This window comes from Pseudoalteromonas sp. G5_S1_54_S4 (assembly GCF_054968565.1).
In genome coordinates, this window is sequence record NZ_JBQKUL010000004.1 from 131,500 (window position 1) to 144,809 (window position 13,310).

The window sequence follows — 13,310 nt, forward strand, 5'->3', positions numbered from 1 at the left end:
TAAGCTATCTATTTTTCACTAATTACTTTGCCATTGTTTTCCTTTATTATGTATAGCTTGTAACTAATCACAGAGCATAAAGGTCGATAAATGAGCAAAACCTGGGGCATTTTGATGCTAAGCGTACTGAGCGCACCATCGCTTGCCGAAACTGAACTGACACACAATTTTTGTGGCACTTCAATGCAAACCAGAGCTTGGCAACCGCTTGCTGGCCTTGAGCTTGGAACGGTTGATATCAGCGCTGATGACGTTGAGCTTTTAGGCACACAAAGCGCTGAATTTACTGGCAATGTTGATATTAACACCGTTAACATGAGTTTGTCCGCACAATCAGCACTGATTGATAAACAACGTGGCCTGCTTAATGCCACTGGCCCAATTACCTATCGCGATTATGTAAGCCACGTACAAAGTTCGGGCTTAAATGCCGATTTAAACAACTCAGCATTTAGTTTATTAGGCGCACAATACAGCCTAACACAACAGCAAGGCAAAGGCGGCGCGGAAAAGCTCACCATCGATAAGTCTGGCTTAATGCTGATGAATGCAAGCTTTACTGCGTGCCCAGGTAATACGCCTGTGTGGGCTATTGAAGCCGACGAAATTAATTTATCACGAGAAGAAGGCTGGGGTGAAACCTACAATGCGGTGCTACGTATTTTAGACACGCCAGTACTCTATTTACCTTATTTTACTTTCCCACTCGATGAGCGCCGTAAGTCAGGCTTATTAACGCCCAGCTTTTCAAGTTCAGATCGTTATGGGTTAGAAACGATTACGCCTTATTATTGGAATATTGCTCCAAACTATGATGCAACCATTACCCCGCGTTATATGTCACGTAAGGGGCTACAATTACAAACTGAATTTAGATATTTAACCCCAGAGCACCAAGGTTTAGTGGCTGTAGAATATTTAAATCAAGATGACTCAGAGCCTGAGCTTAACGAGCGTTTTTTGTTTCATTGGCAACAAAAAAGTTATATTGGTGAAGACTGGCGAGCCAGTATTGATATTACCAATGTTAGTGATGACAACTACCTAACTGATTTAAACTCCGCTTATGTCAGTAAAACCGATACGCAGCTTTATCGTACCGGCTCGCTAACCCATATGGGCGAAATGTGGCGTACTGATATAAAAGTGCAAAACTTTGAAGTACTCGGTGACCACTTAGAATCATACACGGCGTTACCACAAATTAGCTTTACCCAAACCACCCCTTGGAAAATTGATTATTTCGATTTTAGTGTTTCAGGCGAGCTGAGCCATTTTACTAACAGCTCTGCGGTAATTGACCAAGCCACTCGTGTGCATATAGAGCCTAAAGCACGCTTTGATTACAAAGAGTATGCCTGGTCGTTTTTATCTGAAGTGAGCTTATTGCAAACTAACTATAAACAAGACGGTGATTTACAGGGTACACAGTATAGCGATAATGTTTCGCGTACTTTGCCAAAAGTGCGCTTATATTCTCAGCTTAACTTTGAGCGCGACACCTCAATTTTTATCGACGATGGTATTCAAACTCTAGAGCCACAAATTCAGTATTTATATACGCCTAATAAAGATCAGTCTGAAATTGGCTTATACGATACCACCAAGTTACAAGATGACTTTTTTGGTTTATTCAGGGATGCGCGTTTTTCAAGTGTTGACCGAATTGCCGCAGCTAATCAATTTACGCTCGGGGCTACAACGCGTTTATTTGATAAGAAAAATGAAGAAGTATTTAACTTCAGCGCAGGCCAAATATTTTATTTAAGTGATTCAGCCAAGCCTACAGAGCAAGGGCTTAATAGCGATAGTAACTACAATGCCTTGTTTGCAGCGCAAACCATGTTACATTGGCACCGCCGCTGGTATTTATCGGGTGGTATTCAGTACGACACCGATGGCAAGCAAATTATCCAGTCAAATTTAACCTTAGACTATAAAGGTGACGATAATCAGCTGGTTCAATTGAACCATCGCTATGCAAATGATGTCTCAGGAAATACAATCGAGCAAGCGGGCTTATTTACAAGCATCCCTATCAGTGACGAGTGGCAATTTATTGCAAGTTACCATCGCGATCTTGATAATAACCGCAGTATTGAAGTATTTAGTGGATTACAGTATGAATCGTGCTGTTGGGCGTTCCAAATTACTGGCCATCGCCAAATTGAAACTGATTTAAATCAGTCAATTGGGCAACCCCAAGCCACTTTTGATTCGAGTATTCGTTTGAATTTTGTATTAAAAGGGCTTGGTAGTAAAAGCCGTTACGATGCTCAAAAATTATTACAACAAGGTATTTTTGGTTATCGTAGGCCGTATTTTCTTAATGACTAAACTGCTTTATTTATAGTAACAATTTACAAATAACTATATCTATTTAGCCGTATTTAGCATTACAACAGTACTATTAGTAAGAGTAGTAAAAAGAATATGAATTTAAAAAAATTATTAACATCAGCAGTTTTAACGTTCAGCTTATGCCAAAGTGCATTTGCCGCCCCTGTCGAAATAGATAAAGTAATTGGTATTGTAAACCAAGGCGTTATTTTAAAAAGTGAAGTAGACACCATTGTTGATCGCGTAAAAAAACAAGCAGAAGAACAAAACCAACAGCTGCCAAAAGACGAAACACTGCGTGTTCAGGCGATTGAACGCTTAGTAAATCAAACCTTGATGATGCAGATGGCTGAGCGTATGGGCTTAGAAATTTCAGATAGCCAGCTTGACCAAACCCTTGCCAACATGGCTAAAGAGCAAGGCGGTACAATTGCTGATTTGCGTCGTACTATTGAAGCGTCGGGTGAGAGCTTTCAAGCTTACCGCGAAGAAATTCGTAAAGAGATAACCACGCAACAAGTTACGCGTGCAAACGTAGACCGCCGTATATATGTAAGCGACCAAGAAATTGATAACTTACTAAAAATTATGGATAGCCAAGGCCAAAATGCCGAAGAATATGATATTGGTCATATCCTTATCGATATTCCAAGTGGTGCAAGTGCAGACGACGTAAGCTCAGCAAAAACACGCGCAGACAAAGTTATTGAACTGCTGCAAGATGGCCAAGAATTTAAGCGTATTGCCATTTCATCATCAAGTGGCTCAAAAGCCCTTGAGGGCGGCCAATTAGGCTGGATGGGTATTAACGAAATGCCATCGTTATTTGCAGAAGCTGTAAAAGGTAAAAAGAAAGATGCGATTATTGGTCCACTTCGTTCCGGTGCGGGTTTCCACATCATTAAAGTACAAGACGTACGTGGCCGCCAAGTAGTTGAAACCACCGAAGTTAAATCTCGTCATATTCTTATTAAGCCTTCAATCATTTTAAGTGAAGAAAAAGCACGCACTATGCTAGCAGGCTTTGTTAAAGATTTACGCGCCGGCGATGCTGACTTTGCAGAACTTGCTAAAGAGCATTCACAAGACCCAGGTTCAGCACTTAAAGGTGGTCAATACGATTGGACTGATCCAACCACCTACGTGCCTGCGTTTAGAGATACGTTACTATCACTTGATAAAAACGAAATCAGCGAACCATTTAGAAGTCAGTTTGGCTGGCACATTGTGCAGTTACTAGATAAACGTGTTGCAGATAAGACCGAGCAAGCTAAACGTAATCGTGCACATGGCATGTTGTTTAATCGTAAATTTAAAGAGGAAAGCTTTAACTGGCAGCAAGAAATGCGCGAACAAGCCCATGTTGAAATTTTCCCAATAGACGAATAATTATGACCTTAAGAATTGCGGTAACCCCAGGTGAGCCTGCAGGCATTGGCCCAGACTTGCTATTAAAACTGGCACAGCATAGCTGGGATGCGCAACTAGTAGCGATTGCAGATGCATCGCTACTAAAACAGCGCGCTAAGCATTTAGGTTTAAACATTAAATTAATTGAATTTGATGAACAAGCCAAAGCAATGCCAACAGCAGCAGGCAGCTTATATATTAAGCAGATTGATTTAGCAGAGCCCGTTGAGCTTGGCGTGCTTAATGACGCCAATGGGCAATACGTGTTAGATACATTACGTATTGCCAGCGAAAAGAATATGGATGGCACATTTGATGCCGTTGTTACGGGGCCTGTTCACAAGGGTATTATTAACCAAGCCGGCATTTCTTTTAGTGGCCATACTGAGTACTTTGCTCAGCAATCAGGTACAGCCGATGTGGTTATGTTATTAGCCACTGAAGGTTTGCGTGTTGCCCTAGTAACTACACATATTCCGCTTGCTTATGTCTCTCGTGCTATTACGCAAGAGCGACTAGTTAAAGTGGCTAATATTCTTAATCATGACTTGAAAACTAAATTTGGCATTGAGCAACCACGTATTTTAGTCTGTGGCTTAAACCCACATGCCGGTGAAGATGGTCATTTAGGCCGCGAAGAAATCGACACGATTACGCCTACGCTCGACCTACTAAGAGCTGAGGGGATGAACTTAATCGGACCTTTACCAGCAGATACGTTATTTCAAGATAAATACCTAAATGAAGCCGATGCAGTGCTGGCTATGTATCACGATCAGGGATTACCTGTGCTAAAATACAAAGGATTTGGTAAGTCAGTGAATATAACTCTCGGCCTTCCATTTATTCGCACCTCAGTCGATCACGGTACTGCGCTTGATTTAGCCGGTACAGGCGATGCTGATGTTGGCAGTTTTGAATTAGCGATCCGCGAAGCAATTAAGCTCGCCCATGAAAAAGCACAGAATCAATGACCGATAAAGTACACTTAGGACACCGCGCCCGTAAACGTTTTGGCCAAAACTTTTTATTCGATGAGTCAATCATCGACAAAATCGTCACCGCTATCGATCCTAAACCGCAAGATAATTTAGTAGAAATTGGCCCAGGTCTAGGCGCTATTACCGAGCCTGTTGCCGATTTAAGTGGCCATTTAACGGTTGTTGAGCTAGATAAAGATTTAGCCCAGCGTTTAATTGAACACCCATTTTTAGGGCCAAAATTAACCGTTAACCAAGGCGATGCAATGAAGTTTGATTTTGCAAGCCTAGTTAAAGATGACAAAAAACTAAAAGTATTCGGCAACCTGCCGTACAACATTTCAACGCCTTTGTTGTTTCACCTGTTTGAATTTGCCGATCATATTGAGCACATGCACTTTATGCTGCAAAAAGAAGTGGTAAAGCGCATGGTAGCAGGCCCAGGTAGTAAAACCTTTGGTCGCTTGAGTGTGATGACTCAGTATTATTGTCATGCGATGCCTGTGGTAGAGGTACCGCCTGAGTGCTTTAAACCGGCACCTAAAGTCGATTCTGCGGTTATTCGCTTAATCCCTAAAAAGGCACAGCAGCGCACCGCTAAAAGCGTTAAAATATTAAACACCGTTTGTTTAGAAGCGTTTAATCAGCGCCGTAAAACGTTGCGTAACAGCCTTGGCAACCTTCTAACCGCTGACGAATTAACCAGCATTGGCATTGATATTACTTTGCGTGCTGAGAGCCTGTCGTTACAACAATTTATTGATATAGCTAACTGGATTTATGACAACAAGCAGTAATATAGGATCACCTGTAAAGGTATCTGTTGAAACGTTTTATGTAGAAGAGCAATCGCAACCTGAACTAGATAAGTTTGTGTTCGCCTACTCCGTTACTATAAAAAACCACAGTTTATGCAGTGCAAAGCTACTTAGCCGTTATTGGCTAATTACTGATGCCAATGGCAAAGAAGTAGAAGTGCAAGGCGAAGGTGTGGTGGGTGAAACCCCAGATATAGCCCCAGGTGAAAGCTACAAATATACCAGTGGTGCAATAATAGATACACCAGTAGGCACCATGCAGGGACATTACACTTTACGTAACGAGTTTGGTGCTGAATTTAAAGCACCCATAAACGTATTCCGCTTAGCCTGCCCTAATATCCTACACTGATAAAAACAGGAAACAATGGCCGACTACGCAATAGGTGATTTACAAGGCTGCTTTGACGAATTTAGTTTATTGTTAAAGCAAGTCGACTTTAACCCTAGCAAAGATCACCTATATTTAGTGGGTGATATTGTCGCTCGTGGCCCAGACTCTAAAGCGTGCCTTGATTATATTTATCAACATCAAGACAGCGTTAGCGTCACATTAGGCAATCATGACTTACACATGATTGCCTGTTACTTAAATAACGTTACACCTAACCCCAAAGACAAACTCACTGCACTGTTTAACAGTAGTAAACTGCCCCACTACATCGCGTTTTTACAAACTCAGCCTTTAGCGCTTTATTTAGAACAATATAATTGTTTTATTTCTCATGCAGGCCTTAACCCTGATTGGTCGTGCGAGCAAGCCATTAAGCACGCTCAATTTGCGCAGCAATGCTATGGTGCTGATAACGCTAAGTTCTTCTTAAAAAACATGTATCAGCCTCACCCGCTAAAATGGACGGAGCAACTTGATGATGCTGCTAAATTTCGTTACATCGTTAATTATTTCACTCGCATGCGCTTTATTACGCCTGATAATTTGCTCGATTTTAATGCAAAAGAAGCAACAACAAATTCATCATCACTAATTCCTTGGTTTTCTCATCCTGCCATTATGAACGCTCAACATGACCTAATTTTTGGACACTGGGCAGCACTTGAAGGCAAAACGCCCTACAACCACCTTTATGCTCTAGACACGGGTTGCGTATGGGGTGGCTCAATGACACTAATAGAACTGCAAAGTAAGCAAAAATTTTCAGAAAAATCACAACTTTTTTCTAAATAAACTGAAAAAAGTTAATACATCTGTTAAGTTTAAGAGTGGATGTTAAATTGCATAATTACAAAACATTCACAATAATGTGTAAAAAATAGCAATACTCTTATAATTGAGTTAAACATAGACAGTAAACGAGTGTTATTGCCTACATTATTTTTTATCTTTAATAAAAGACTTAGTTTGTAATTAAGTTTTGCGGTAAATTTAGCAACTAACTATTAACAGTAAAAATTAATTATTTTTAATTACTTAACTTATTGTTGAAAGCGCCGATAAGTTTTAATAGACGTATTTTTGAATGGAAAACCATATGAATCTAACAGTGAGTCAACGTATTTGGGGTGGTTTTATATTTATCACTTTATTACTTTTAATTATTGGCGGTAACTCTTTAATAAAAATAGCAAATATAGATCGTTCAACTCAAAAAGTTAATCAGCTATCGCTTCCTGCATTAAACAAGAGCGCTCAGTTACAAGCTGAATTTATTTTGATGAGTAAAGCCGCTCAAGCTAGTTTCCATATAACATCGGCTCAAGAACTCGCCACGTTAAAAGCGCAAATAGAAGAGCAAAAACAAATATTTAATAAATTGCACCGCGAACTACAACAAGTTGTTAAAGACGATCCACAGTTAAACAAAAGCAGCCTTGAAGTTGAAAAAACCTACCAGAGCTTTTCAAATATCATAAACAGCCTGCTTAAAGATAAAAACACCCAGCTAGTGCTTAACAAAAAGCTCAAAGCGCAACTAGAAACCGTAGAGCTAGCAGCAGAAGATGCTAACTCTATGGTACTTGATATTATTGATATTGATGGTTTAGAGGATAATCATCCACGCGCTTATCAAGCAGCTAATAATCTAGAAAATAACTTTATGTCCGTGGTTACCAGCAGCACCGACATGCTAACCGTTAAAACGCTTAACACGCTCGATATTATCAAAAACGAGCAAGTGTATTACTTTGAAGAAGTCGTTCGTACCGTTTCATTAATAAAGCCGGCGATAGAGCAAAGTCACAGCAGCTTGTTTAATGACTTAAAGGGTTATGTAGATACCCTAGAGAGCAATATTCTAGGTAACGATAGCCTTTCAGCGAATAAAAAACGCCTTATTGACGCAATAAGCACAACCGAGCGTGAATTAGCAGAGTCTGAAAAAGCAACTAAAACAGCGCTTAGCCAAATTGACGAATTAGTATTACAAGCCAGTGGCGTTGCATTTACGTTACAAGAAGGCGTACGTAGTGACGTAAACTCAGCTAATTTATGGACATGGATAGGTATGATCATTGCGACTATTATCGCTGTGCTTGTAGCCATCATTACGGTTAACCGTATTACTAAGCCATTAGCGGAAGTAAATCGTATTCTAGATATTGTTGCCAGTGGTGATATGACTCAACGCTTAGATGACAGCGCAAAAGATGAATTTGGTGAATTATCGAAAAGTTGTAATACCTTAATTGATAGTTTACGTAGCTTAATCACCGGTATTATTTCACGTTCAACACAACTTGCAGCCGCTTCTGAGCAAACCTCAACAATTACCGGTGAATCAAGCAAAGCAATAAGTAATCAGCAAGCGCAAGTAGAGCAAGCAGCAACCGCAACCACTGAAATGAGCAGCACATCACAAACAGTGAGTAATAGTGCACAACAAGCACTGAGCGAAATTAAAAATGCCGATAAAGAAGCGGAGCGCGTTAAAGGTATTTCAAATCAAAATAAAGCAACCATTGAGCAACTCGCCTACGAGGTAGACGAAGCATCAAGTGTTATCAATAAGCTACACAAAGATAGCGCATCAATTGGTAGTATTTTAGATGTTATTCGCGGTATTGCCGAGCAAACTAACTTACTCGCACTTAATGCAGCGATTGAAGCCGCTCGTGCCGGAGAGTACGGCAGAGGCTTTGCTGTGGTAGCTGATGAAGTAAGATCACTTGCAAGTAAAACACAAGAGTCGACCCAAGAAATTCAATCTATGATTGAGTCACTACAGTCGGGCGCTGAAGAAGCGGTTAAAGCTATGGAAAAAGGTAAAGAACGCGCGGTTTCGTGTGTTGAGCAAAGTGACTTAGCCAACAGTGCACTGGATTCAATTACCCTTGCAGTATCACAAGCGCATAATGTCAGTGAAGAGATATCAACAGCAGCACAAGAGCAACAACAAGTATCACAAGAGATCAGTGAGCGCTTAGAGTCTATTGTTGCTATTGCCGAGCAAACAGCAGAAGGCGCTGTACAAACGAATATTTCAAGTTCAGAAGTGGCTAAATTAGCCGAAGAACTAAGAATATCAGTAGAGAACTTTAAAGTATAAATATCGCGCTGTAAGTAGCCTTAGAGCTACTTACAGCTCATACCCTAGCGAGCCATAGTAAAACACCCGTTCCCTCTCCAGACATGCTTATACACCGCACAATCTCACTCTAAATACACAACACCCAACAGCTTAGCCCGTAAAGTCATTTAATACTCTTTATGTTTTCTTTGGTTATACCAATTCGCTTAATTAAGTGGTCTATTTTGAGGCTGGAAAAACGTGTTGATAGCTAGGCAAAAAATTTGCTATTTAGTTGTTCTAAACGAGAATTTTTTAACGCAGGTTGCGACACGTTTAGCCCCGTAAAATGATTAAGTATTATTGCGGATTGGTATTACAAACAACTGATGCCATTATCTACGGAATAATTCGTGGCGCTTAACAAAAGCCAATTAGCGATTTAATTCAATGGGTATCATTACGGTGATATGGTTTCGGTGGATGATAGAGCAGATTTTAAAAACAAAAAACCCAGCATAAGCTGGGTTTTTACATTTCTGAAAGAAAACTAAATTACTTGATTTTAGCTTCTTTGAAAATCACATGTTTACGAGCCTTAGGATCGAATTTTTTGATTTCCATTTTTTCAGGCATGTTACGCTTGTTCTTGTCGGTAGTGTAGAAAAAACCAGTACCAGCAGTTGAAACTAAACGGATCTTATCGCGCATAATTCAGTTCCTTAAACTTTTTCGCCACGAGCACGGATTTCAGTAAGAACCGTGTCAATGCCTTTTTTATCGATAATACGCATACCTTTAGTAGTAGTGCGTAATGTTACAAAACGTTTTTCACTTTCAACCCAAAAACGGTGTGTTTGTAGGTTAGGTAGGAAACGACGTTTAGTCGCGTTTCTCGCGTGTGAACGGTGGTTACCAACCGCTGGACGCTTACCTGTAACTTGACATACTTTAGACATGTCTATATATCTCCAATAACTTCGCTCGAGCTTAATTTTCCCTAAGGCCATGTATTTGTGCCCTAGAGATAAATCGAAGGGCGCTCTTTATACAGCTTTTACAGGCAAAGATCAAATACTGATCTTATCCAACCAGCTCATGTGTAAATTTGATAGCGGCTAATTATAAAGATCGAATGCCCTTAGGGAAAGTAAAAACTGCATTTAAATTAAACTAATTTGCCAAAACGCACTAAACCGCTCATTTTTAGCACATATCTGAAGCGATAAACTCAAATCAGTCCCCGTTCGGCAAACGAAACACTGCTTTCACCACCAATAATAATATGATCCAACACATTTATGTCGACTAATTGCAGTGCTTGGCACAACTTATTGGTAATGAGCTTATCGGCCTGACTCGGTTCTGCAATACCACTGGGGTGATTATGTGAAAAAATAACCGCCGCCGCATTATTTTTCAGTGCCGCCTTTACCACTTCACGCGGATATACACTGGCCGCATTAATTGTGCCGTAAAATAATATTTCATCTTTTAATAAACGATTTTGACTATCAAGGTACAACACCATAAATACCTCTTGCTGCAATCCACGCATTTGCAGCGTTAAATAGTCATAAACGGCTTGTGGGGAGTTAAAAACGGCGTCGCGCACAAAGCCCTCTTGCATATATCGCTGGCTTAGTTCAAGTACTGCTTGTAGCTGAACATATTTAGCCATTCCCAAGCCTTTTTGCGCACAAAATTCATCCATACTGGCATTAAACAAATTATGCAGGGTTTTATTTTCGTTGATCAGATGCTGCGCCAACTCTATGGCATTCATGCCGGGTAGGCCCGTGCGCAAAAATATAGCTAATAGTTCAGCATCAGAGAGTGCCTTTGCGCCCTTTTCTAGCAGTTTTTCTCGCGGGCGGAGCGAATTAGGCAGTGACGTTAATTGCATGATTCATCCTTGAAAGATTACTGTACTGTATAACTGTAATGCAAAATCAAAAATTAGCGCGATAAAACGCATTTTATCTTAGCTGTCACGCTCAAGATTTGTTATTTTAGCCACAATATTTTATAAAATTGATGAACAACCATGATTAATTTAACAAATAAAAAAATAGTGCTGGGTATTAGCGGTGGAATTGCAGCGTATAAATGTGCTGAACTCGTAAGACGCTTAAAAGACCATGGTTGTGACGTTAAAGTAGTAATGACCGAATCAGCAAAACATTTTATCACCCCGCTAACCATGCAAGCTGTGAGTGGTGAAATGGTGTCTGACTCGTTGCTAGACCCATCAGCCGAAGCCGCTATGGGGCACATTGAATTTGCAAAATGGGCTGATTTAATTTTAGTTGCCCCTGCCACCAGCAATATTATTGCGAAAATGGCCGCAGGGATTGCTGACGACTTGCTCACGACTTTATTACTGGCGACCCCCGCAAAAGTTGCCATCGCACCAGCTATGAATCAGCAAATGTACGCACACCTTGCAACGCAAACTAATATAGCCACTTTAAAGGCTCGTGGCGTTGCTGTTTGGGGGCCAAGTAAGGGTGAGCAAGCTTGTGGTGATGTCGGTGCTGGTCGAATGCTTGAACCGCATGAATTAGTGAGTTTATGCACTGAACCTGCGCAACCACAACTCTTAGCAGGTAAAACAATTACAATTACTGCAGGCCCAACCCGTGAACCTCTCGATCCTGTTCGTTTTATATCAAATCATAGCTCTGGAAAAATGGGCTATGCACTGGCGCAAGCTGCGTTATCATTTGGCGCACACGTGAACTTAATCTCAGGCCCGGTAACTATTTCAGCACCGCAAGGCGTTAATTTAATTAATATAGAAAGTGCTGAACAGTTACTGCATGAGTCACTCAAATATGCGCCTCACTCAGATGCCTTTATTGGTTGTGCCGCTGTGGCCGATTATCGTGCAGCAAGTATCGCCACGCAAAAAATGAAAAAACAAGGCGATGAACTCACTCTTAGCTTAGTTAAAAACCCAGATGTAATAGCCGCGGTTGCAAACCTCACACAAAACCGCCCTTACACCGTCGGCTTCGCCGCAGAAACGCAGAACGTTGCTAATTACGCAAAGGGGAAACTAACCAATAAAAACCTCGATATGATTTGTGCCAACGATGTATCGCAAAGTGACTTGGGCTTTAATTCTGAGCGCAACGCACTCACCCTATATTGGCAAAATGAACAACTCGACTTACCTGAAACCAGTAAAATAGAGATAGCGGTTAAAGTGATCGAGCAGCTCGCCAAACGATTATAAAAAGGCTGGAAACAAACTGAATAAACCATTAACATGATGACGCCTTGTGACCTTTTAGTGTAATTTTACTGCGCTAAAATAGCTTAACGCTTGCGCATTACTAATGTATCGCTGTAATACGTGCAAAAACACCCCGTTGAGTATTGCACGCTGTAACACTTGGCACAAAGCTGTGTTATCGCACATTTATGTTGAAAAAATAACTATTAAAAAGGAATGTTCATGCCTGCGACAAAAAAAAGTAATCGCAAAGAGCAAATACTGCAAGCACTCGCACAAATGTTAGAAACCAGCCCAGGTCAGCGTATTACAACAGCCAAACTTGCCGCAGAAGTTGGCGTATCTGAAGCCGCTCTTTACCGCCACTTTCCTAGTAAAGCGCGCATGTTTGAAGGGTTAATTGAATTTATTGAAGACACGCTGCTATCACGTATTAATCTTATTTTAGATAACGAGAAAGAAAGCAAAGCGCGTGTATACAACACCCTATTACTGCTGCTAACGTTTGCTGAAAAAAACCCAGGCATAACCCGTATATTAACAGGCGATGCTCTACAGGGTGAACAAGAGCGACTTCGTGAGCGTGTACAAGGCTTGTTTGAAAAGCTAGAAACTCAATTCAAACAGATTCTTAGAGAGCGTAAATTACGTGAAGGTAAAAACTTTCAAAGTGATGAACTGACGCTAGCTAACTTTTTGCTTGCCTACGTTGAGGGTAAAATGAACCAATTTGTGCGCAGTAATTTTAGTGCACGACCTAGCGAGCAATTTGAAAAACAATGGCCAGAATTACAAAAAATTTGGTTATAAGGTTTTAGGTTTTAGGTTTTAGGTTTTAGGTTTTAGGTAATCTTGCCAGCAAGGTTATTAAATTATTCTCCTATCATCAATTCCACATAAACTCTGTGTTCTTTTTATAAATTATATTAAAAATTAATTTGAACACAGAGCAAAAAGTAAAAAATTGAAAACCACAATTAAACTTTTACTTCCCTAACTTTTTACCGATGCCAAACGCCTCGCATCCCGTGGACCGAAAATCTAACCTTTTACC

Annotated in this window: 12 protein-coding genes; 9 read left to right on the top strand and 3 right to left on the bottom strand. The window is 40.5% G+C overall.

The window, feature by feature from the left end; all coding sequences use genetic code 11:
* Positions 1 to 90: 90 nt before the first annotated feature.
* The 7 genes from lptD (at position 91) to ACTRWE_RS03255 (ending at position 9,054) form a co-directional block, all read left to right on the top strand.
* Entirely contained in the window at positions 91 to 2,337 is a 2,247-nt protein-coding gene (gene lptD / locus ACTRWE_RS03225; RefSeq protein WP_350654088.1) for an LPS assembly protein LptD, read from the top strand.
* Positions 2,338 to 2,433: 96 nt separating this feature from the next.
* Entirely contained in the window at positions 2,434 to 3,729 is a 1,296-nt protein-coding gene (gene surA / locus ACTRWE_RS03230) for a peptidylprolyl isomerase SurA (protein ID WP_008113218.1), read from the top strand.
* Between the two features lie 2 nt (positions 3,730 to 3,731).
* Positions 3,732 to 4,724 (top strand): 4-hydroxythreonine-4-phosphate dehydrogenase PdxA, encoded by a 993-nt coding sequence (gene pdxA, locus ACTRWE_RS03235; protein ID WP_350654086.1) that lies wholly within the window; start codon positions 3,732 to 3,734, stop codon positions 4,722 to 4,724.
* Positions 4,721 to 5,527 (top strand): 16S rRNA (adenine(1518)-N(6)/adenine(1519)-N(6))-dimethyltransferase RsmA, encoded by an 807-nt coding sequence (gene rsmA / locus ACTRWE_RS03240; protein ID WP_008113221.1) that lies wholly within the window; start codon positions 4,721 to 4,723, stop codon positions 5,525 to 5,527. Before pdxA ends, rsmA begins: the two co-directional genes overlap by 4 nt.
* Entirely contained in the window at positions 5,511 to 5,900 is a 390-nt protein-coding gene (gene apaG / locus ACTRWE_RS03245) for a Co2+/Mg2+ efflux protein ApaG (protein WP_008113223.1), read from the top strand. The genes rsmA and apaG overlap by 17 nt, the downstream gene beginning before the upstream one ends.
* 15 nt (positions 5,901 to 5,915) lie before the next feature.
* Positions 5,916 to 6,734: a symmetrical bis(5'-nucleosyl)-tetraphosphatase gene (locus ACTRWE_RS03250; RefSeq protein WP_350654084.1), complete on the top strand. Its 819-nt coding sequence runs from the start codon at positions 5,916 to 5,918 to the stop codon at positions 6,732 to 6,734.
* A 304-nt stretch (positions 6,735 to 7,038) separates the two neighbouring features.
* Complete coding sequence (locus ACTRWE_RS03255; protein ID WP_013465904.1) at positions 7,039 to 9,054, top strand: methyl-accepting chemotaxis protein; 2,016 nt, start codon at positions 7,039 to 7,041, stop codon at positions 9,052 to 9,054.
* A 516-nt stretch (positions 9,055 to 9,570) separates the two neighbouring features.
* Here the strand turns inward: ACTRWE_RS03255 and rpmG are convergent.
* The 3 genes from rpmG to radC form a co-directional block, all read right to left on the bottom strand.
* A complete protein-coding gene (rpmG, locus tag ACTRWE_RS03260) occupies positions 9,571 to 9,726 on the bottom strand; it encodes a 50S ribosomal protein L33 (RefSeq protein ID WP_004587947.1) in 156 nt (51 codons plus the stop codon).
* An 11-nt stretch (positions 9,727 to 9,737) separates the two neighbouring features.
* The gene (gene rpmB / locus ACTRWE_RS03265) at positions 9,738 to 9,974 is read right to left on the bottom strand and encodes a 50S ribosomal protein L28 (protein ID WP_008464111.1); all 237 of its coding nucleotides are present in this window, start codon (positions 9,972 to 9,974) and stop codon (positions 9,738 to 9,740) included.
* Positions 9,975 to 10,246: 272 nt separating this feature from the next.
* Positions 10,247 to 10,921 carry a RadC family protein gene (gene radC / locus ACTRWE_RS03270; protein WP_013465906.1) on the bottom strand — a complete coding sequence of 225 codons (675 nt, stop codon included), beginning with the start codon at positions 10,919 to 10,921 and terminating at the stop codon, positions 10,247 to 10,249.
* Between the two features lie 141 nt (positions 10,922 to 11,062).
* Here radC and coaBC point away from each other — a divergent pair, with 141 nt between their 5' ends.
* On the top strand, positions 11,063 to 12,256 hold the full coding sequence (gene coaBC / locus ACTRWE_RS03275) for a bifunctional phosphopantothenoylcysteine decarboxylase/phosphopantothenate--cysteine ligase CoaBC (RefSeq protein WP_350654080.1): 1,194 nt from the start codon (positions 11,063 to 11,065) through the stop codon (positions 12,254 to 12,256).
* Positions 12,257 to 12,478: 222 nt separating this feature from the next.
* Positions 12,479 to 13,066, top strand: coding sequence for a nucleoid occlusion factor SlmA (slmA, locus tag ACTRWE_RS03280; RefSeq protein ID WP_008113236.1), 588 nt, complete (start codon positions 12,479 to 12,481; stop codon positions 13,064 to 13,066).
* The last annotated feature ends 244 nt before the right edge of the window (positions 13,067 to 13,310 follow it).